The following is a 21,219-nucleotide window of genomic DNA, read 5'->3' as shown; positions in this document are numbered from 1 at the left end:
GTTATTATTTTTTTACGTTTAAACCAAAAAGCTCTAGGTTCCACTGACGGTTACCACGCTTTAAAGTTACAAATTCACTATTAATGCTCGTCACGCGATAACCTTTGAACAGTTCACCCTGCTCTACAATGCGGTTATCCATGATGGCGCTACATTGGCTGCCAACGTTACAAACAATGCTATTTAACGTCGGTACTCTGTACCGTTTTTCTGTTGGCTTAGTGTTTAATTCGGTGATCGGCTTCTGCCAGTCTAGTGGAGCGGTAGGGTCTTGGCTTGCCCATACTCCTCCCGTCATTGCCGTTAAGGCTATTGAGATAATGATGTTCTTAACCACCGATAAACGCCTCTCTAGAGCCTAATGTGTACACTTCCAACACTAATGTTGCTTCAGGATATTCATCCACCTTGTAATGAAAGCTGCGCCAGTAATAACTTGCAGGCAACTTTTCCAACTTGCTCAGGTAATTCGCAATAGAGAAGTAATCTCCCGTCACTTCCATACGCACAGGATGTACGTAGTATCCTGAATATTGAGATACTTCTTTATCGTCAGAGATCGGCTCTGAAGGCAACGTTTGCAAAGAGACTAAGTGAATTCCCGTTTGTTGCTCCAAAACTTGCTCAAGTAACCCCGCCATCTGCGAAGGGGTGATAAGGTGTTCAATAATCTCTGAAAGCTGCTGCGACAGGCGCTGGCTTTCAGCTAGCAGGCCTGAAACCTCCAAATCAATTTCCGAATTTGGATCTTTCTTTAGCTGCGCTTGTATACGCAAAATATCAATCTCAGTTTTTTGATTAGTCTGCTTTAAGCTACTCAGCTGTTTTTCATTGTTATTTATTTGGTTGAGTTTGGGCTCGAGTACGAGCGTAAATAGCAGCATCACCACTGTCACCAACCCGCACAAGGCGATCAGTACTTTTTCTCGGGCACTCATTTCACCAAAACGTTCTTCCAGAGAAAGCCAGAACTCGCTCATTTCTTTTTATCCTCCCCGGCTTTCAATTCAAACGTAACAATACCTTTTTCATTACGACCAATATTCACGTCATCGAAAGTACGACCAACAAGGTTAATCTCATCTTTAAATCGGTTCACCCAGCTAGGCACTGAGCTTGGGACCTTAGCCAATCCCTTCAAATTCAACGTATTATTGTTAATTCTAATTTCTGATAAAGAAATCTCGCGATTGCCTAACTTAGCAAGAGACTGCATCACACCGGAGTACCCTGTCAGTTGCGAATCGTCATATTTCCCGACCGCTTTTAGTGAGTCTCGCTTAGCCTTCACGGTACGCTCAAGACGCTCTTTCGCTGCTAACTTACTGGTGTCAGGCTGATGCTTGCGTAACTTGACCTGAGCCCTCTCCAGCTCAGATTTCATGATCTCGCCTTTGCTCTTCACAATGGCAATTTCATCTTCTAATCCTTCACTCTGCCAAGTAACGTAGCCATAAGACAGCAAAATAGCGGCTGCCGCGACACCCCAAGAAATCACCACATTTCTTAAAGTCAGAAGCTCTTTTTTCGGCTTTAAGTAGTCAGGGTATAAGTTAATGTGTAGCGCGTTGGCTGCTGTCGCAGTATTAGCCAGCACATGTCCCGATAATTCATGCTCTTCATGTATTAACGGAGAAACTTTCGTGCTCAGACGGTAATTAAGAGACTGAACCAGCTCGTGCTCATCTTCTTCATCACAGCACACTTTCATCTGATGCAGTTGCACATGGCGAAGCTGTGAAGACAAGTAGTCAATCGAGCGCTGAAGCTCCAATGACAGACTGTCCATTTGCAGCTCAGTAGAAGGCACACCAGTCAACGGCGGCGTCACGCTGCGAATGGAACGATGAAATGCAATCGTACGTTCGACAAATGCACTGATGCGAAAGTGCCCTCGAACACTGCGTTGCAGCAAAATGAAATTACCCAGCTCTCCGGCAGTATGGCCCCATACACAGTCTTCAGGGACAATAGCGTCTAACGATAGCTGAGCGTGATTCGCGATCTGAACAAGCTTATCAAGTGTTTTTCTTGATAACACATACGCCTGAAGCTTACTTGAGTTCGGCAGTTCTACAGCATCCGCAACAATATCTATTGCACGTTCGGAGATCAGCTCTTTGAGCAAAAACGGCAATGCAGCAGGCCACTCATGACGAGGCATTGCTGGTTTATCGATTTGGTACATCTGATAGTAGTTGTGAGACAGCACTACCTTTAATGAATCATAAGAACTGGCTGCGACACTGAGTGCCTGTTCAAGCGCTCTTTCCCATTTTGACTCAGAGACTTCAAACCGGGTCGGTCGAGTACTTTTCTGTGATGACGATAAATAGATTGCGTCTGGCTGAATAACTACAAAACAAGCGCGACCACTACCTGACGATCGCACAAACTTGTCTACTACTGCTTTAAGATCCATGAATATTATCTTTATTTTTTACGCCAGCGATTTCGTCTCCCTGGCTTAACTTGGGGTTCTGACCGAGTGGGCTGCATCTTTTGCGGACGGGGAAGAAATTGTCGTTCTGTCGAGAAATAGCGACCTTGACCACCGTATACACCTAACTCAAGTAAAGTATTTAATTCATTTCGGTTCTCAATACCCACTGCCACAATTTTAGTTTTACTGTTTGCGGCAGCACCTAACATACTGCGAATAAAAAGCTGGTTTTCATGCCGCTGATCTATCTTGGTCACTAAGCTACGATGCAGCTTGAGATAACGAATGTCGACCTCTTTCAAATAATGGCTACTGACGATAGTTCGCCCAGCTTGCCCAATCATCAGCTGGCACCCTAAACCTGCCAGCATTTTAGCTACTGGCCGCATAAAGTCTAAGTGTCTTACAAATTGTGCTTCCACAAACTCAAAATTGAGACACTTTCTTTGCTCACGTGACAACTGTAGCAATTCATCACGAAACCATTTGAAATATTCTCGATTAGCAAATGGGATTACAGTCAAACTCAGCGCATATGATTTTGAATGGTCAAAATTGTCCTTAAAACTTCTTAGGAATTTATTAACCACAGCCTTATCCATTTGAGCTTCGTAACCCACCTGCCTAACTGCAGCAATAAACCTGGACGCTTTCACAATACCGTTTTCCGGGTCTTGAATCCGGCAGGTTAACGCTTCATACAGCGGTGTCTTATGCGATGAATCATTCATCACATAAACAGGTTGTGCATACAGTAGTACATTGTCAGGAGTCAGCGCTTTATCAAACAAAGTGCGCCATCTAACACTTCCCCGAACTTCCTCATCATGATTCCATTTTTTAAAGCGACTCCAATTATTGTTATTTTGTAGCTGTGCGCTGCGTAATGCAGTTTCTGCTTCATCAATAATCTGGCTATGACGCTCACCTTCTTTAAACATTGTGATACCGATGTGACACCAGTTATCAGGTTCCAAAGGCTCTGGTGGCGTCAATTTCTCAAGCTGACGAATACATTGTGAGGCAAGGTTTGCTACCCCTTTTGCATCTTGGAGAGGCAAAAACAACGCAAAGTCAGAATCGTAATAGCGCGAAAAAACCACGTCAGGGTAACGCTGAACTAGGTTAGATAGCAGACTGCCAACTTCAACAATAAAATCATCGGTAACTTGCTTATCTTGCTCCTCTTCAGCTAACTTCCAATCGTGGATACGTATAAGCATCACCGCGCCACGTGCGCCACTTTCGAGTAAAGAAGATTCCAATTTACTGTCGAACAGCACTCGGTTCGCCGTTCCCGTTAATTTGTCTAAAAATGTTTGCGTTCGGATAAAAGTATCGAATCTACTGCGCTCCTGGCGAGCATCTTGTAGCTCTTCAATGAGTACATCAAGCGCTTCACTGGCGGTGTAAGGCCACTCCGATTTATCACCTTTTGCGTATTGCTCAACACGGCCGGCCAAAATCATTCGGCCACGCTCTTCCAGCATTTCGGACCCAGCTAACTGCTCTTTCAACCAAGCGACGCCACGCATCAGACAGAAAATGATCAAAATCACCGCCAAAGTGATCGACCACAGTGCTTGCATCGAGTAGCCGTAACCTAAGTACGGAGGTATCGCCTTAAAATGGATCACATAATCTTGGTTGTGAGTAAGTGGATACTCCTTTTTAAACAAGACCGACGCGTCTATCTTATGGGACGTGTCTTTAAACCGATATACGACAGCGTCATTGGTCGTCAACGTCATTTCAACAATGTTGCTGGCCTGCAGCATTTTGGGCATCCAACGCTGCATGGAATATGCCGCATCCGGATCTTCCATCTCCTTGTCGACCACCTCTACGATCCCTTCTAAATAATGGGTAAGATATTCTTGCCCAAGCCGTTTAAAAGAGAGAGTGCCGCCGACAAACAAGATAAACATTGCGCATATCACGATCATGGTAACAAAAGCCACCAGCCGCGTGCTTAGTTTTAGAGTTGGGGTATACCTCATGAACACCGAATTCCTTTTCTATTCACCATATACCTTATTGAAATACTTATACTTGATCGATATTTAATAAACAATCGGATAAGTTTGATTGTGAGAGGCATACTGTTTTTACCGCTATAGTCTAGTTAGCGGCAAACAATGTAATCACTTGAGAATATCTAATATTATTCAGTCTGGGACACAGATAATAAAAAAGCCGCGATATTCGCGGCCTTTAAGGTTCCAGTGCAATCGGGATCAGAACGGAATATCGTCGTCAAAATCCATTGGTGGCTCATTGTACTGCTGCTGAGGCTGTTGTTGTGGAGCCGATTGCTTTGGAGCCTGCTGCTGAGGCGCATTGTATTGCGATTGCGCTGGTTGCTGAGGCTGTCCCCAACCACCTTGCTGCGGTGCCTGGCCACCCATAGCTGGTGCTCCACCTTGAGCGCGGCCACCCAGCATTTGCATTACGCCATTGAAGCCCTGAACAACGACTTCAGTTGAGTAACGATCTTGACCACTTTGGTCTTGCCATTTACGCGTTTGAAGTTGTCCTTCAACGTACACTTGTGAGCCTTTGCGTAGGTATTCGCCAGCAACTTCCGCAAGTTTGCCAAACAGCACAACTCGGTGCCACTCAGTTTTTTCGCGCTGTTCGCCAGTCGCTTTATCACGCCATGAATCAGAAGTTGCAATAGTAATGTTTGCTACTGCACTACCGTTCGGCATGTAACGAATTTCAGGGTCGTTGCCTAGATTCCCCACCAAAATAACTTTGTTAATTCCACGGCTGGCCATGATGTGCTCCGTTTCACTCTGGATATTTAAAATTTTAGCGCATTAGAATAGCACGCTTTAATGACTTGATTAAAGTCTAATACCATTGTGTTCTATCTGGCTCTTATCTAGAACCAAAAACTCTATTCAACGATTACATGTAGCATTTTTAATTCACGTTGCAGACATCGCAACATGAACCTTTGAATCTGAACGCATTTATTCACCAAGCATATAGCTCTAACGCTTCTTTGATGCCAACGTACCACCTTCACTGAAGATTGGGAGATTTGACATCATGAAAAAGTCAGCATACGCCAGAAAGCTATTTCTGATCAGTATCGAAGATAATGCCCCCCAAAAGGTAGCGGCACTGGAAAAGTACATCGAGATTGATATCCCGGTGATCTCGACGGATGCATTAATGGAAGCGAAGCCGAAACATCGTAATAAAATCTTGCTCATCGATTTCAGTGAACATAAATCGCTTGTTCAGTCGATTAAGAATTTACCACTCATGTGGAAAAATTTTGAAACGGTTATTTTTAATGTCCCGAAACGCCTGACTACTGATGAATTACTCTCTTTCGGCCAGCTAAAAGGTGTATTCTACGCCGAGGAATCTCTTGAACGAGTCGGTGAAGGATTAAAAGGCATCATTAATGGCCAAAACTGGTTACCACGAAATGTGGCCAGTCAACTTCTTCACTACTATCGCAATGTCATCAACACTCACACGGCACCTGCGACTGTGGACCTTACCATTCGGGAACTACAAGTATTGCGCTGCCTTCAAAATGGGGCGTCAAATAGCCGAATGGCAGAAGAGTTGTTTGTGAGCGAGTTTACGATTAAGTCTCACCTGTACCAAATTTTTAAAAAGCTCTCGGTGAAGAACCGCGTACAAGCCATTGCTTGGGCGGACCAGAATCTGATGTCGTAATTAACGTAACCTTCAGTTAACTAAGTTACTGCGGTTCTAACACTTAGTTCGATCCGCTCATTCTTTTTCCGGCCAGTGCCTCACATTTTTTCCTACTTTATTCATGATTAAGACACATCTCTCGTGTTAAAGTTATGCGCAAATTCTTGAAGATAATGACGAGAAAGGAAATTCCCCCAATGATTAAAAAATGTCTGTTCCCTGCTGCAGGCTATGGTACGCGCTTCTTACCTGCGACCAAGTCAATGCCAAAAGAGATGATGCCAGTAGTGAACAAGCCATTGATTGAATATGGCGTTGAAGAAGCGATCCAAGCCGGTATGAACGGCATGTGCATTGTGACTGGTCGTGGCAAACACTCAATCATGGATCACTTTGATAAGAACTACGAACTCGAGCATCAAATCAGCGGAACAAACAAAGAAGAGCTGTTGGTGGACATTCGCGAAATCATTGAGTCAGCTAACTTTACCTATATCCGTCAAAGAGAGATGAAAGGCCTCGGGCACGCTATCCTTACTGGTCGTGAGCTGGTTGGCGATGAACCGTTTGCAGTCGTGTTGGCGGATGACCTGTGTGTCAATGAAGACGAAGGCGTTCTCTCTCAAATGGTCGCTCTGTTTAAACAGTTCCGTTGTTCTATCGTCGCAGTACAGGAAGTTCCGGTAGAAGAAACCCATAAATACGGCGTTATCTCAGGCGAAATGATCAAAGATGATATCTTCCGTGTGGATGACATGGTTGAAAAACCTGAGAAAGGCACAGCGCCAAGCAACCTTGCAATCATCGGCCGTTACATCCTGACTCCTGACATTTTCGAGTTAATTGAAAACACAGAGCCAGGGAAAGGTGGTGAAATTCAGATTACGGATGCCCTGTTAAAGCAAGCCAAAGCTGGCTGTGTACTTGCGTACAAATTTAAAGGCAAGCGATTTGACTGCGGTAGCGTAGAAGGTTACATCGAAGCAACGAATTACTGTTTCGAAAACCTATACCTAAAAGATGAAAAAAAATCTGAGTTAGGTAAGCACGCAACTCAACGAGAAGCATAAGCTTTTCAAACTTATCACTTATTCTTAAGTTATTAAGCTCAGCTCAATGCTGGGCTTTTGTTTACTGTTTTTTTGTCCAGTATTCCTTTGCACATTTCTCACACTATGTAATACTTGCCCAACTTGGTTATACATAGAGCAAAAACGATGGATAAAATAGAAGTTCGCGGTGCCCGAACCCATAACCTTAAAAATATCAACCTAACTATCCCTCGCGATAAACTGACGGTTATTACTGGATTAAGTGGCTCCGGTAAGTCTTCCCTCGCTTTCGACACTTTATACGCGGAAGGTCAACGACGCTATGTTGAGTCTCTTTCTGCTTATGCGCGTCAGTTTTTGTCTCTTATGGAAAAACCCGATGTCGATCATATTGAGGGATTATCACCTGCTATTTCCATAGAACAAAAGTCGACGTCTCATAACCCACGCTCAACCGTAGGTACAATTACCGAAGTCTACGACTATCTGCGTCTGCTTTACGCACGTGTAGGTGAACCTCGCTGTCCGACCCACCATGCACCTCTTGCCGCACAAACCATCAGCCAAATGGTAGACAAGGTATTGGAATTGCCTGAAGGCAGTAAGATGATGCTACTGGCCCCAATCGTTAAGGAACGTAAAGGCGAGCACGTAAAGACCTTAGAAAATTTGGCTGCACAAGGCTTTATCCGTGCCCGAATTGATGGTGAAACTTGCGATCTTTCAGATCCACCAACGCTCGAGTTACACAAAAAACACACTATTGAAGTTGTCGTCGATCGTTTTAAAGTTCGTCCGGATCTGCAACAACGTTTAGCGGAATCTTTCGAGACCACACTGGAGTTGTCGGGCGGCATTGCAGTCGTCGCGCCAATGGATGGTGACGGTGAAGAAATTATCTTCTCGGCAAACTTTGCTTGTCCTAAATGTGGCTACAGCATGCAGGAACTGGAACCTCGACTGTTCTCATTCAATAACCCTGCGGGGGCGTGCGGCACTTGCGACGGACTGGGTGTACAACAATATTTTGATCCAAGCCGAGTGATACAAGATGATTCACTAAGTCTGGCACAAGGTGCTATCCGTGGTTGGGATCAAAAGAACTATTACTACTTTCAGATGCTTACATCGATCGCTGATCACTACGGTTTTGATCTGCATGCTCCGTTTAATTCTCTGCCAAAGAAGACACAAGAGATCATATTAAAAGGATCTGGCCGTACGGAAATTGAGTTCAAGTACATCAATGATCGTGGTGATATTCGTGTAAAACGCCATCCATTTGAAGGTATTTTGAATACCCTCGAGCGTCGTTATCGTGACACAGAATCTAACTCTGTACGTGAAGAGTTAGCCAAATATATCTCAACGAAGTCTTGTTCTAGTTGTGGTGGTACCCGTCTGCGCCTTGAAGCACGTAATGTGTTTATTGCTGACACCACCTTGCCTGAAATCGTAGAACTGAGTATTGCGGATGCCCTAGCCTTCTTCCAAACCCTTAAACTGGAAGGTCAACGTGCACAAATTGCCGAAAAGGTCATGAAAGAGATCAATGACCGCCTGCAATTTTTAGTTAATGTGGGGCTAAATTACCTCAATCTGTCTCGCAGTGCTGAAACCTTATCTGGTGGTGAGGCGCAACGTATTCGCTTAGCAAGCCAAATTGGTGCTGGCCTCGTTGGGGTGATGTATGTACTTGATGAGCCTTCTATTGGCCTCCACCAGCGGGATAATGAACGTCTGCTGAAAACCCTGACTCACCTGCGTGATCTGGGTAATACCGTATTAGTTGTAGAACACGATGAAGATGCCATTCGCAGTGCTGACCATGTGATCGATATTGGTCCCGGCGCTGGTGTTCATGGCGGCAACGTCGTAGCAGAAGGTACAATGGCAGAGATTATTGCTAACCCTGATTCTCTCACAGGGCAATATTTAAGTGGAGCCAAAGAGATTGCGGTGCCAAAAGAGCGCACACCTCGCGATCCTAAGAAAACCGTCGAGCTTATCGGTGCAACTGGTAATAACCTGAAAAACGTCAATTTGTCAGTGCCAGTTGGTTTGTTTAGCTGTATTACTGGCGTTTCTGGTTCAGGTAAGTCGACTCTGATCAATGACACTTTCTTCAAGATTGCTCATACGCAACTGAATGGAGCCACAACCGCACACCCATCACCTTATAAGTCGATAAAAGGCCTAGAACACTTTGATAAAGTCATCGACATCGATCAAAGCCCAATTGGTCGCACACCTCGCTCTAACCCTGCAACATACACAGGCATTTTTACTCCGATTCGTGAACTGTTTGCTGGCACGCAAGAGTCGCGTTCACGCGGATACAAGCCAGGTCGTTTTAGTTTTAACGTACGAGGCGGTCGTTGTGAGGCGTGTCAGGGCGATGGCGTAATCAAAGTAGAAATGCACTTCCTGCCGGATGTCTATGTTCCTTGTGATGTGTGTAAGGGTAAGCGATACAACCGTGAAACATTAGAAGTTCGATACAAAGGCAAAACAATTGATGAAGTTTTAGAGATGACGGTGGAAGACGCTCGCGAGTTTTTTGAACCAGTACCAGTCATTGCTCGTAAATTACAAACATTAATGGATGTTGGCTTGTCGTATATTCGCCTTGGTCAAGCTGCCACAACCCTATCAGGCGGTGAAGCACAACGAGTAAAATTGGCCAGAGAGCTATCAAAGCGCGATACAGGTAAAACGCTCTACATTCTGGATGAGCCAACTACAGGTCTGCACTTCCATGACATCCAGCAATTATTGTCGGTACTGCATCGTCTGCGAGATCACGGCAACACGGTAGTGGTCATCGAGCACAACCTGGACGTAATCAAAACAGCCGACTGGGTTATCGATCTGGGTCCAGAAGGCGGCCAAGGCGGCGGTGAGATCATTGCTCAAGGTACACCTGAAGATGTGTCCTTGATCGAAGGTTCACACACGGCTCGCTTCCTTAGTCCTATGTTGAAATAGAAAAAACAGGTAAAGTACAAAGACCAGCTATTGCTGGTCTTTTTCATTCAAAACAACGCAATGTCTATGGTAACTATACATGTAAGTGGAACAAGGCTTTCACCGCCAAAAGCTCAGGTTCCTCTCAATCGCAAGTTTCTCCTCGCTTTGGCAGTACTGTTTGTGCTGGCAATGCACTTTTTTATGCCAAATCCAGGTGGCTCAGGATTGGCTTTATCCTTCAATGCGACATCTTGGATAGCCTTTAGCTTTGCGTTAGGGATTGGCTGTTATCAGATTGCCCGTAATCAGGCATTAAGATATTCAAAATTAACCATCGGCTTGTTTATCAGTGTCATCATTATGACCATTCCGATTTTTTACCCAAATGCAAACAGCAACTTAGCCGCGAACAAACTCATTGGCCTGTGGAGTGGGTTGCTGTTTTTCGTTGTCCTGCAACAATTCCATTTCAGTAACAAGCATCGTCAACGTATCTTGTGGTTTATCGTGTTGGCCGTTGTGATCGAAGCCATTTTTGGTCTGACGCAATATCTCTATTTAAAACCCGGTAACCCTTTCGGCTACGACACCATCGCCAACCGTCCATATGGCATATTTCAGCAACCCAATGTCATGGCAAGTTTTCTCGCAACTGGCTTAGTCATTGCCAGTTACTTACTGGCACGTCAGCCATACAAGTACGATCGTAAGCTCAGTGATGTCTACTTACTTTATGCGGTACCCGTTTTAACTATACCTTTGATCGTTGCTCTTGCTTCAAGAACAGGTTGGTTGGCTTCTCTGTTTGCAGTCCTTCTGATTATCCCGTACATGTACCGTTATAATTCCAAGAGACGCTTTTCTCATTGGGTGATTTCTCTCGTAGCCGGGCTGCTGTTATCAGTAGTGGTAATGCACATTGCTTTCCCGCAAGGCAACGGCTTAGCAGCAGAGAAAGTCAACATGGAGTCGCCTCGCGCTTATACTTTCCCGCAAACCGTAGATATGGTGATTGAAAAACCGTTCACCGGCTATGGCTACGGAAAGTTTGAGTCAGAGTACATGATTTATACCGCTCGCCAACATGCGTTAAACGAGAAATATCCTGCCGGATTGCCCGCAATGGATCACCCGCACAATGAATTATTGTATTGGGCCGTAGAAGGTGGGTTACTGCCTATTTTAGGTTTGTTCTTGGCCATGACACTAGTGCTATACCGAATATATCAGGCCAAGCGTGGGACACGTTTAGCCTTATTAGCTTTGTTCATACCCATTGTTCTGCACTCACAGCTTGAATACCCGTTTTATCACTCGTTAGTGCATTGGGTAATCTTTCTCGTTCTAATATATTGGGTGGATAAGAGAGTGGCGCGTTATCGCCAAGTCGGTTTCACCAAAATCACGAAAAGTTTGCTGCGCATCGTAAGCTTAGCTCTACCTGCCGTGTTTGCGTTCTACATGGTGAGTGCCTTACATACCAACTACATACTAACTAAATTTGAAACAACACGTCCGACGACCACAGATATTCTTCGTCAAGTCAGCAACCCTGTGGTCTGGAAAGATCGATTCGACTGGGATGTGTACAGCACATTCCTCAATATAGGTTTACATCAACAGGATCCAAGCTTGATTCAGCCTTACATTGACTGGTCACTGAACATCATAAAAGATAAACCACGCCCGACTTTCTATAACAATTTGATCCTAGCTTATCAGGGACTAGACGATAGCAGTAAAGCCGAGCAAATTCGTGCAGAGGCTCAGTACTTATTTCCTCGGGTAGATTTCAGTCACGTGAATTACCAACCACCATCACAAGCCCAATCCGCTTCACCTGTGCAGTCTGGTGAGCAGTAAATAAACGAAAAAAGCGAAGGCTAACGCTAACCTTCGCTTTTTTACTTCAGCTATCGCTACTCTGTCAGCGACTCTTCCAACGCTTTCAAACATAGCGCAACGTTTTCTGGACGAGCACCGTAGCCCATCAAGCCAATACGCCACGCTTTGCCTGCCAACGCGCCAAGACCAGCACCTATTTCCAGATTATAGGTTTCCAGTAGGTGAGCTCGAACCTTCGCCTCATCAATGCCTTCCGGTACGTAAACGGCATTTAATTGAGGTAAGCGATGCGCTTCTTCTACAACAAATTCAAAACCGAGCTTTTGTAGGCCGTCTTTTAGTTTTTCATGCATCAATTGGTGACGGGCCCAAGCATTTTCCAAGCCTTCATTTTTCAGCATCAATAACGCTTCATGCAAAGCATACAGGCTATTCACTGGTGCGGTATGATGGTAGCTACGTTTACCCTCTCCGCTCCAGTAACCAAGCACGAGACTTTGATCTAGGAACCAGCTTTGTACAGGGGTTGTTCTCGATTGAATCTTATCAATTGCGGCCTGAGAAAATGTCACCGGAGACAAGCCCGGTACACATGACAAACACTTTTGGCTACCTGAGTACACCGCATCCAATTGCCATTCATCTACTTTTAACGGCACACCGCCCAATGAAGTCACCGCATCCACAATAGATAGCGCATTGTGCTGCTTAGCTAATTGTCCCAAAGCTTGAGCATCGCTGACCGCACCTGTCGAGGTTTCCGCATGAACAAACGCTAAAATTTTTGTATCCGGATGCTGTTGCAGAGCTTGTTCAACTTTGTCGACAGAAACTGGCGTGCCCCATTCATCATCAACCACAACCACTTCACCACCAGCACGAATGACGTTTTCACGCATGCGCTCACCAAAAACACCATTTCGGCATACGATGACTTTATCGCCTTTTTCAATCAGGTTAACGAAGCACGCTTCCATACCAGCACTACCTGGTGCAGAGACGGCAATAGTGAACTCGTTTTCTGTCTGGAAAGCATATTTCAGCAGTTGTTTCAGCTCATCCATCATTGCAATAAATAGAGGGTCCAGATGACCAACCGTTGGGCGGCTTAGCGCTTGTAATACTTGCGGGTAAATATCAGAAGGACCAGGTCCCATTAGGACACGATGAGGGGGGATAAAGCTTTGGATTGGCATGTGAGCTCCTTGTTTGACGTTACTTGACCCGAGTGAGGACAATTGTTTTTTAGTATTTTGATTAAGTCTCGGGCATCAAAGAACTCACACTAATGGATTTTATAGGACTCGGCAATTAGCCTTATGTATTGAGTTCACACCACTGTCACAATTTCGCTAGTAAAAAATTGCAGGATCGTTGAAATTTTCATTGACTTTACCACGCCAAAACCGTTCAATGTTTGAGCTTTATGTAGAAGAGGAGCACTACCCAGGTAGATGATTTGTGGAACCGCAATTCCAATACCAATCATTCAGGGGGAGTAGTGCCGAGGTAAGTCAAAATTGCAGGGTTTGACTTGTCGGTTGACGTGGGTTGAGTCCCATCAACTGTCATCAGCATTGTCTGATGAAGAGCTTCTGAGGGTAAATATTTCAAATCTCATTCTAAATACCTCTCTTTTTGCTCTGTTCCTTTCCTCACTAAATATCGGATATGTATTACTTTTAGGAAGTCGTGGGAGAACGCAGTGAGCGCATTTAACGTAGCAAAATTCGGTGGAACCAGTGTTGCCAATTTCGAGGCAATGAGTCGTTGTGCCACCATTATTGAAAACAATCCAAATACTCGCCTTGTCGTGAGCAGCGCTTGCTCTGGTGTAACTAATCTACTAGTAGAGCTTGCTAACGGTGTTCAGGATCAGGAGCAGCGTGCCGAGTTGCTGCGCAAGCTAGCAGAAATTCATGATGGCATCCTCTATCAATTGAGAGATGCGTCTGAAGCAAGCGCAGAGGTGTACGCAATCCTTGATACAGTAACAAGCCTTGCTGAAGCAGCTTCTATCCAAGCAAGTGCTAAACTGACCGATCACTTAGTTGCGTGTGGTGAGCTAATGTCAACGCACATTCTGGCTCAGCTAATGAGAGAACGTGGTATCAATGCGGTACGTTTTGATATTCGTGATGTGTTAAGAACCGACGATAACTTCGGACGCGCCGAGCCAAATGTCGAAGCAATTTCTCTGCTCGTACAAGAGAAGCTAGTACCACTCTGTCAGGAATCAGTGGTCATCACTCAAGGCTTCATCGGCTCAGACGAAGAAGGTAATACAACCACATTAGGTCGTGGTGGCAGTGACTATAGTGCTGCGCTTATCGCTGAAGGAGTGAAAGCTGCAGGCTTAGAAATTTGGACAGATGTTCCGGGCATCTACACAACGGATCCTCGTATTGCACCAAAAGCGTCACCAATCCCAGAAATCAGCTTTAGCGAAGCGTCAGAAATGGCAAACTTCGGCGCCAAGATCCTTCACCCTTCTACGCTCGTTCCTGCTCTGCGCCACGATATTCCGGTGTTCGTGGGATCTTCTAAAGATCCAGAAGCAGGTGGTACCTGGATTCGTCATCAAGTGGAAAGCTCACCGCTGTACCGAGCGCTTGCATTGCGTTGCAACCAAACTATGGTCACTTTACGTAGTGCAAGCATGTTCCATGCATACGGCTTTCTGGCTAAAGTGTTCGAAATTCTGGCAAAACACAAAATCTCAGTAGACTTGATTACCACTTCAGAAATCAGTGTTTCATTAACACTAGATCAAACAGATACCTCTGGTGGTGCACCACAGCTACCGCAAGCCGTAAGAGAAGAGCTAGAAGAACTGTGTAAAGTAGAAGTTGAGCATGACCTATGTTTGGTGGCACTGATCGGAAACAACATGAGTGGCACCAAAGGGTACGCAAAACAAGTCTTCGGCACACTAGAAGACTTTAACTTACGTATGATTTGTTACGGTGCCAGCCCGCATAACTTGTGCTTCCTGCTTCATAAGTCAGAGTCACAACAAGCGATTCAAAAGCTGCATGCCGAGCTATTTGAAAAATAAACTCCGTTTGTTCAACCATATAAAAAGGGCTGCTTAATAGCAGCCCTTTCTCTTTCCGATGAGTTAGCCGTTAATATTCGGACCTAACCATTTTTCTGCTTCAAGCCTGTCCCAGCCTTTACGTTCAGCGTAGCTTTCTAGCTGATCTTCCTGGATCTGCGCGATCGCAAAGTAGCGAGAGTCCGGATGAGAGAAGTACCAACCAGACACCGAGGCTCCAGGGTACATAGCATAGCTAGAAGTCAGAGACATGCCGATATTCTCTTCTACATTCAGAAGCTCCCATATCGGCCCTTTTTCCGTATGTTCTGGACATGCAGGATAGCCAGGCGCAGGTCGAATACCTTGGTATTTTTCTCGGATTAGATCATCATTCGATAAATTCTCATCTTCAGCATAACCCCAGATTTCTTTACGAACACGTTCATGAAGGTATTCCGCAAAAGCTTCTGCCAGGCGATCGGCCACCGCTTGGATCATAATCGCATTATAGTCATCGCCCTTAGCCTTATATTCATCGGCCAGTTCACGCTCGCCAATACCACCAGTTACCGCAAACGCGCCAATCCAGTCATGCTTACCAGAGTCTTTTGGTGCGACATAATCAGACAAGCAGTAATTAAAGCCTTTTGGTTTCTCTGTTTGCTGACGAAGGTTGCACAGGACTTTCGCTACTTCGGTACGCGATTCATCAGTGTACACTTCAATATCATCACCTACGCTTGCCGCAGGGAACAAACCACACATACCTCGTGCTTTCATCAGGCCTTCGCTTTCAACACGATCAAGCAGTTCATTCGCATCATGGAACAAACGCTTCGCTTCTTCGCCAACTTCTTCGTGCTTGAAAATCGTTGGGTATTTTCCAACCAGTGACCAAGTCATAAAGAACGGGGTCCAGTCGATGTACTCACGTAAGGTCGCCACATCAAAGTCATCAAATATATGAATGCCCGACTGTTTTGGTGCTGGCGGGGTATACGCCTCCCAGTCAATTGCAACTCTGTTTGCGCGAGCTTCTTCCAGTGTTACTGGCTTGGTTCGTGGCTTTTTCCGGTTGTGCTGATCGCGAACACGCTCATAATCGGCCTTCAATTTTTCCACGAAATCAGGACGACGTTCATCAGAAAGTAGTGACGAACAGACACCTACTGCTCGTGATGCATTGTTGACGTATACAACCGGATGCTTGTAGTTCTGCTCAATTTTAACTGCAGTGTGCGCTTTAGACGTTGTCGCGCCCCCAATCAGCAATGGAAGATCAAAATCAAGACGTTCCATCTCTTTCGCCACATGAACCATCTCATCTAATGATGGCGTAATCAGCCCTGACAGACCGATAATGTCGACGTTCTCTTCTTTGGCGACTTTTAGGATCTTTTCACACGGCACCATAACGCCAAGGTCGATGATCTCGTAGTTGTTACATTGCAGTACGACACCGACGATATTTTTACCGATATCGTGTACATCGCCTTTCACCGTAGCGAGTAAGATCTTACCGTTGGTCTGACCGACCTGCTTCTCTGCGTCGATAAATGGCTCTAAATGAGCGACCGCCTGTTTCATTACACGCGCCGACTTTACTACCTGAGGAAGGAACATCTTACCTTCACCAAACAAGTCGCCGACCACGTTCATACCATCCATCAACGGACCTTCAATAACCTCTAGCGGTTTAGAAGCGTTAATACGAGCTTCTTCGGTATCTTCAACAATGAACTCGGTAATCCCTTTTACCAAAGCGTGTTCTAAACGCTTTTCAACAGGCCAAGTTCGCCATTCAAGTGCAGAAGCATCCTCTTCTTTGCCAACACCTTTGTTTGCATATTCCGCAGCTATATCCAGTAGCCTTTCGGTAGCATCATCACGACGGTTAAGAACGACGTCTTCTACTGCTTCGCGCAGTTTTTCAGGTACGTTATCGTAGATTTCCAGCTGACCAGCATTAACGATGCCCATATCCATACCGTTTTTAAAACAGTGGTAGAGGAATACCGCATGAATCGCTTCACGAACGTAGTTATTACCACGGAAAGAGAAAGAAACGTTAGAAACACCACCGGAGATCATCGCATGTGGTAAGTCACGTTTGATATCGCCTACCGCTTCGATAAAATCAACGGCATAGTTGTTATGCTCATCGATACCAGTAGCAACAGCAAAAATATTTGGGTCAAAAATAATATCTTCTGGTGGAAAACCAACTTCATCAACCAAAATACGGTAAGCATTGGTACAAATTTCAATTTTTCGCTCACGTGTATCGGCCTGACCGACTTCGTCAAATGCCATCACGATAACAGCGGCACCATAACGGCGAATCAGTTTGGCTTGAGCAATAAATTTCTCTTTACCTTCTTTTAGAGAAATCGAGTTCACGATGCCTTTGCCCTGAATACACTTCAGGCCAGCTTCGATGACTTCCCACTTGGAAGAGTCAACCATGATAGGCACTTTGGAGATTTCAGGCTCAGAAGCACAAAGGTTCAAGAAGCGAACCATACATGCCTCTGCATCCAGCATGCCTTCATCCATATTGATATCGATGATTTGAGCGCCGTTTTCAACTTGCTGACGAGCAACATCTAACGCTTCATCATATAACTCTTCTTTGATTAAGCGCTTAAAGCGAGCCGAACCTGTTACGTTAGTGCGTTCACCAACGTTAACAAACAAGGATTCTTTTTCGATAGTCAGCGGCTCGAGGCCAGATAAGCGACACGCGACCGGAAGATCAGGCAGGCTGCGAGGAGCGACTTCATTAACAGCTTCTGCCATTTGGCGGATATGCTCAGGCGTTGTACCACAACAGCCGCCAATCAAGTTCAAGAATCCACTTTCAGCCCATTCTTTAACATGCTTCGCCATATCTTCAGGAGACAAATCATATTCGCCAAATGCATTTGGCAGTCCCGCATTAGGGTGAGCAGACACAAAAGATTCAGATATGCGTGAAAGTTCTTCGACGTATGGGCGCAGTTCATCAGGGCCAAGCGCACAATTTAAGCCAAATGAGATAGGCTTCACATGACGTAATGAATTGTAAAAGGCTTCCGTCGTTTGACCTGACAAGGTTCGGCCAGACGCATCGGTAATGGTGCCAGAGATCATCACCGGAAGCTCAATACCAAGCTCTTCAAAAACTGAATCGACCGCGAACGCACACGCTTTAGCATTCAAGGTATCAAATATTGTCTCGATAAGAATTAGGTCTGAACCACCTTTGATCAACGCACGAGTAGACTCAGAGTAAGCCTCAACCAATTCCTCAAAACTCACATTTCGGTAACCAGGATCGTTTACATCTGGAGAGATAGAACACGTACGGTTTGTTGGGCCCAGAACACCTGCAACATAACGCGGTTTTTCCGGTGTTTTCGCCGTCCACTCATCAGCCGTTTCACGGGCTAATTTAGCGGCTGTAAAGTTGATTTCTTCACTCAGGCTTTCCATATCATAGTCAGCCATCGCGATAGTGGTCGCATTAAAGGTGTTGGTTTCTAAGATATCAGCGCCAGCTTCGAGGTAAGCGCTGTGTATTTCCTTGATCAATTGAGGCTGACTAAGTACCAACAAGTCGTTGTTACCCTTTAGATCACTGTGCCAATCAGCAAAGCGTTCTCCTCGATAATCTTGCTCTTCAAGTTTATATCCCTGAATCATGGTACCCATGCCACCATCAATCAGAAGAATACGTTGCTTCAATTGAGCTTCAATCTGTTGTCTTACATTACTTCCCACAGTACAGCCTCATTCCTTTCGTTATGCTGTCATCCTATCACACAAACTTCAGGAGTCTAGACGTCTAAATGTAGAATTCATGATTATTTTATCGACATCTTAACTTATAAAATAATCACGAAAAAATGTTTGCTATTTAAGCAGCATCAGCCGAGAATTCCATTCACAAAATGTTACAAACAGAGTGTTCTAATGTCGGTCTATCATACTTTATGTTTTCTCTCCGCAGCTGCGATGCTAATCGCCTTTGTAAACAGCAAAATAGGAAAGATGCAAACCACTATTGCCATTACTGCAGGTTCAATGGTTCTTTCCCTCCTCATCTTAATTGCTGGTCAAAATAACTGGTTTCATCTAACAGAGATAGCGACAGAGACAGTAACCAGAATCAACTTCGAAGACTTCTTGCTCAAAGGTATCCTTGGATTTTTGCTCTTTGCAGGCGGCTTAGGTATTAAATTACCTAACCTAAAGGATCAGAAGTGGGAGATAACAGTATTAGCGCTTGCGGCCACTCTGTTTTCAACTTTCTTCATCGGCTTTGTCCTCTATGGAGCCTGCACACTGATCGGAATTCAGTTTGATTTGATTTACTGCTTACTGTTCGGTGCTCTGATTTCTCCAACCGACCCGATTGCTGTTTTGGCTATTGTAAAAAAGTTGGATGCTCCAAAACGAATCTCTACACAAATCGAAGGCGAATCATTGTTTAATGATGGCTTTGGTCTGGTTATTTTTGTCACCTTATTTACAATCGCATTTGGAACCGAAGCGCCAACTCTCGGTAGCGTAACAATGCTCTTTATCCAAGAAGCGATTGGGGGCATTTTTTACGGTTTCCTACTTGGCTTGCTCTTCCACTACTTAATTAGTGCGACAAATGACCACTCAATGGAGCTCCTACTGACCATTGGTGTACCTACTGCAGGTTATGCTTTCGCAGAGTACCTTCACGTATCAGGGCCATTAGCAATGGTTGTATCGGGCATTATGATTGGTAACTGGACACGCTTTATTGGTTTCTCTAAAGAGAGTGAAGATCACCTCGACCACTTCTGGGAATTGGTTGATGAGTTTCTAAATGGCGTTCTGTTCCTATTGATAGGCATGTCGATGCTACTGTTCAAATTCCACCAAGAAGACTGGATCATGATGGCCATTGCAGTACCTCTCGTTCTGGCATCACGTTACCTCAGTGTCTTTCTTTCTTACATTGGTTTTAAGCGGTACAGAAAATATAACCGTTGGTCAGTCAAAATCCTGACTTGGGGAGGCCTTCGTGGTGGCCTCGCTCTTGCGATGGCACTTTCAATCCCATCAGGAATCTGGGTTGTACAAGACAAGCTGATCGATGTAAAAGAGATCATCTTGGTAATGACTTACGCTGTTGTTGTGTTCTCTATTTTGATTCAAGGCTCAACCATTACACCAATGATCGAGAAAGCCAAAGAAGAAGAAAAGAAGCTCGAGGAAGAACGTGCCGCTTTGGCCGCCTACGAAACAAGAGAGCATACTGCACCGCACGAACAGAAAGAACAGCTTGAGTCCTAACGCTTAGTTACTGTTAAAAAAGCAGCCATCTGGCTGCTTTTTTTATGTGTGTATATTCTTTACTCTTACACTTCACGAAGTAACGCTTATCTCTAAGAAATGAGCATCAATCGCCTTAGATTAACGAGAATAGACTTTAACGATTAGTACGGAACTTAGGAAGCCTTTCAAAGCTTCTAGACAACTGCTTTCAAATAAATGAGTAGGAACAAAAAATACTTACGAAAGCGTGGTTATACCAATTACACGTTCGGCGTAGTTTGCATCAATATAGGAGATACGGAAGGCTCTGTTTCACCTTTTAGTAATATGGAAACGACGACAGAGCATTTAAATCTCATCTTTGATGCTACGCCAATAGTAAGCGGGAGTTAGGTGCTACAAAAAGATGCTTAGGTAGCTATGAATACATTGCTGATAGCGGTTGTGGTGCTTGAAATCTCTTTACAGAGAATAAAAGCAAAGTTATCTCACGCTACTTTAAAGACTAAACAAGGCTAACCACTTATTAGTTAATGCAATTGGTATAACGAAGTAACTAGAGTCGCACACGAGCAGTCCTCACCTACCCAAAATGGAAACCATGATGCATAAACGAAAAAAGCCTAGTCTTTCGACTAGGCTTCTTAATAAGTGGCGGAGTGGACGGGACTCGAACCCGCGACCCCCGGCGTGACAGGCCGGTATTCTAACCAACTGAACTACCACTCCGCAGTGGTATCACTCGCTTAAGCAAGTGTCCAAAATTTAAAGCCTGGCGATGTCCTACTCTCACATGGGGAAACCCCACACTACCATCGGCGCTATTTCGTTTCACTTCTGAGTTCGGCATGGAAGTCAGGTGGGTCCAAAACGCTATGGTCGCCAAGCAA

At 44.9% G+C, this 21,219-nt stretch carries 13 protein-coding genes, 1 tRNA gene, 1 rRNA gene and 1 riboswitch; of the genes, 6 read left to right on the top strand and 9 right to left on the bottom strand.

Annotated features, from left to right (window positions below):
* Positions 1 to 4: 4 nt before the first annotated feature.
* The 5 genes from L3V31_RS18985 to L3V31_RS18965 all read right to left on the bottom strand — a co-directional run bounded on the left by L3V31_RS18985 (position 5) and on the right by L3V31_RS18965 (position 5,223).
* Positions 5 to 337, bottom strand: a complete 333-nt coding sequence (locus L3V31_RS18985) for an MSHA biogenesis protein MshK (protein ID WP_237318354.1) — start codon at positions 335 to 337, stop codon at positions 5 to 7.
* Complete coding sequence (gspM, locus tag L3V31_RS18980) at positions 330 to 980, bottom strand: type II secretion system protein GspM (protein ID WP_237318352.1); 651 nt, start codon at positions 978 to 980, stop codon at positions 330 to 332. Before gspM ends, L3V31_RS18985 begins: the two co-directional genes overlap by 8 nt.
* Positions 977 to 2,422 (bottom strand): MSHA biogenesis protein MshI, encoded by a 1,446-nt coding sequence (locus tag L3V31_RS18975; protein ID WP_237318351.1) that lies wholly within the window; start codon positions 2,420 to 2,422, stop codon positions 977 to 979. The genes gspM and L3V31_RS18975 overlap by 4 nt, the downstream gene beginning before the upstream one ends.
* Positions 2,423 to 2,433: 11 nt before the next feature.
* A complete protein-coding gene (gene csrD / locus L3V31_RS18970; protein WP_237318349.1) occupies positions 2,434 to 4,443 on the bottom strand; it encodes an RNase E specificity factor CsrD in 2,010 nt (669 codons plus the stop codon).
* 237 nt (positions 4,444 to 4,680) lie between these two features.
* A complete protein-coding gene (locus L3V31_RS18965) occupies positions 4,681 to 5,223 on the bottom strand; it encodes a single-stranded DNA-binding protein (RefSeq protein ID WP_237318347.1) in 543 nt (180 codons plus the stop codon).
* A gap of 277 nt (positions 5,224 to 5,500) precedes the next feature.
* Here L3V31_RS18965 and L3V31_RS18960 point away from each other — a divergent pair, with 277 nt between their 5' ends.
* The 4 genes from L3V31_RS18960 (at position 5,501) to L3V31_RS18945 (ending at position 12,012) form a co-directional block, all read left to right on the top strand.
* Positions 5,501 to 6,145 carry a LuxR C-terminal-related transcriptional regulator gene (locus L3V31_RS18960; RefSeq protein WP_237318346.1) on the top strand — a complete coding sequence of 215 codons (645 nt, stop codon included), beginning with the start codon at positions 5,501 to 5,503 and terminating at the stop codon, positions 6,143 to 6,145.
* Between the two features lie 179 nt (positions 6,146 to 6,324).
* Positions 6,325 to 7,197 (top strand): UTP--glucose-1-phosphate uridylyltransferase GalU, encoded by an 873-nt coding sequence (gene galU / locus L3V31_RS18955; RefSeq protein WP_237318345.1) that lies wholly within the window; start codon positions 6,325 to 6,327, stop codon positions 7,195 to 7,197.
* Between the two features lie 147 nt (positions 7,198 to 7,344).
* On the top strand, positions 7,345 to 10,167 hold the full coding sequence (uvrA, locus tag L3V31_RS18950; RefSeq protein WP_237318344.1) for an excinuclease ABC subunit UvrA: 2,823 nt from the start codon (positions 7,345 to 7,347) through the stop codon (positions 10,165 to 10,167).
* Between the two features lie 66 nt (positions 10,168 to 10,233).
* Complete coding sequence (locus L3V31_RS18945) at positions 10,234 to 12,012, top strand: PglL family O-oligosaccharyltransferase (RefSeq protein WP_237318342.1); 1,779 nt, start codon at positions 10,234 to 10,236, stop codon at positions 12,010 to 12,012.
* 56 nt (positions 12,013 to 12,068) lie between these two features.
* Here the strand turns inward: L3V31_RS18945 and L3V31_RS18940 are convergent, their stop codons facing one another.
* Positions 12,069 to 13,190 carry an alanine--glyoxylate aminotransferase family protein gene (locus L3V31_RS18940; protein ID WP_237318340.1) on the bottom strand — a complete coding sequence of 374 codons (1,122 nt, stop codon included), beginning with the start codon at positions 13,188 to 13,190 and terminating at the stop codon, positions 12,069 to 12,071.
* Positions 13,191 to 13,418: 228 nt separating this feature from the next.
* A riboswitch (Lysine riboswitch) is annotated at positions 13,419 to 13,597 on the top strand.
* 102 nt (positions 13,598 to 13,699) lie between these two features.
* Here L3V31_RS18940 and lysC point away from each other — a divergent pair.
* Positions 13,700 to 15,052 (top strand): lysine-sensitive aspartokinase 3, encoded by a 1,353-nt coding sequence (gene lysC, locus L3V31_RS18935; RefSeq protein WP_237318338.1) that lies wholly within the window; start codon positions 13,700 to 13,702, stop codon positions 15,050 to 15,052.
* A gap of 63 nt (positions 15,053 to 15,115) precedes the next feature.
* Here the strand turns inward: lysC and metH are convergent, their stop codons facing one another.
* Complete coding sequence (gene metH / locus L3V31_RS18930) at positions 15,116 to 18,796, bottom strand: methionine synthase (RefSeq protein ID WP_237318336.1); 3,681 nt, start codon at positions 18,794 to 18,796, stop codon at positions 15,116 to 15,118.
* Positions 18,797 to 18,988: 192 nt separating this feature from the next.
* On the opposite strand from metH, the gene L3V31_RS18925 reads away from it, so the two are divergent.
* Positions 18,989 to 20,347, top strand: a complete 1,359-nt coding sequence (locus tag L3V31_RS18925; protein WP_237318334.1) for a sodium:proton antiporter — start codon at positions 18,989 to 18,991, stop codon at positions 20,345 to 20,347.
* 634 nt (positions 20,348 to 20,981) lie between these two features.
* Here the strand turns inward: L3V31_RS18925 and L3V31_RS18920 are convergent.
* Together L3V31_RS18920 and rrf are read right to left on the bottom strand one after the other, a co-directional pair.
* Positions 20,982 to 21,058 (bottom strand) — tRNA-Asp (locus L3V31_RS18920).
* Positions 21,059 to 21,099: 41 nt separating this feature from the next.
* A 5S ribosomal RNA gene (rrf, locus tag L3V31_RS18915) occupies positions 21,100 to 21,216 on the bottom strand.
* Positions 21,217 to 21,219: the final 3 nt, after the last annotated feature.

It is taken from the genome of Vibrio sp. J1-1 (assembly GCF_021728395.1).
Classification (GTDB): domain Bacteria; phylum Pseudomonadota; class Gammaproteobacteria; order Enterobacterales; family Vibrionaceae; genus Vibrio.
The sequence above is the reverse complement of the archived record's forward strand: the minus strand, read 5'-3'. Positions and strand labels throughout refer to the sequence as shown.

What these genes read in the sequence shown, in the direction of transcription:
- gspM (WP_237318352.1), bottom strand. Translation starts at nt 980, where the DNA reads ATGAGCGAGTTCTGGCTTTCTCTGGAAGAACGTTTTGGTGAAATGAGT.
- L3V31_RS18975 (WP_237318351.1), bottom strand. Translation starts at nt 2,422, where the DNA reads ATGGATCTTAAAGCAGTAGTAGACAAGTTTGTGCGATCGTCAGGTAGT.
- csrD (WP_237318349.1), bottom strand. Translation starts at nt 4,443, where the DNA reads ATGAGGTATACCCCAACTCTAAAACTAAGCACGCGGCTGGTGGCTTTT.
- L3V31_RS18965 (WP_237318347.1), bottom strand. Translation starts at nt 5,223, where the DNA reads ATGGCCAGCCGTGGAATTAACAAAGTTATTTTGGTGGGGAATCTAGGC.
- L3V31_RS18960 (WP_237318346.1), top strand. Translation starts at nt 5,501, where the DNA reads ATGAAAAAGTCAGCATACGCCAGAAAGCTATTTCTGATCAGTATCGAA.
- galU (WP_237318345.1), top strand. Translation starts at nt 6,325, where the DNA reads ATGATTAAAAAATGTCTGTTCCCTGCTGCAGGCTATGGTACGCGCTTC.
- uvrA (WP_237318344.1), top strand. Translation starts at nt 7,345, where the DNA reads ATGGATAAAATAGAAGTTCGCGGTGCCCGAACCCATAACCTTAAAAAT.
- L3V31_RS18945 (WP_237318342.1), top strand. Translation starts at nt 10,234, where the DNA reads ATGGTAACTATACATGTAAGTGGAACAAGGCTTTCACCGCCAAAAGCT.
- L3V31_RS18940 (WP_237318340.1), bottom strand. Translation starts at nt 13,190, where the DNA reads ATGCCAATCCAAAGCTTTATCCCCCCTCATCGTGTCCTAATGGGACCT.
- L3V31_RS18925 (WP_237318334.1), top strand. Translation starts at nt 18,989, where the DNA reads ATGTCGGTCTATCATACTTTATGTTTTCTCTCCGCAGCTGCGATGCTA.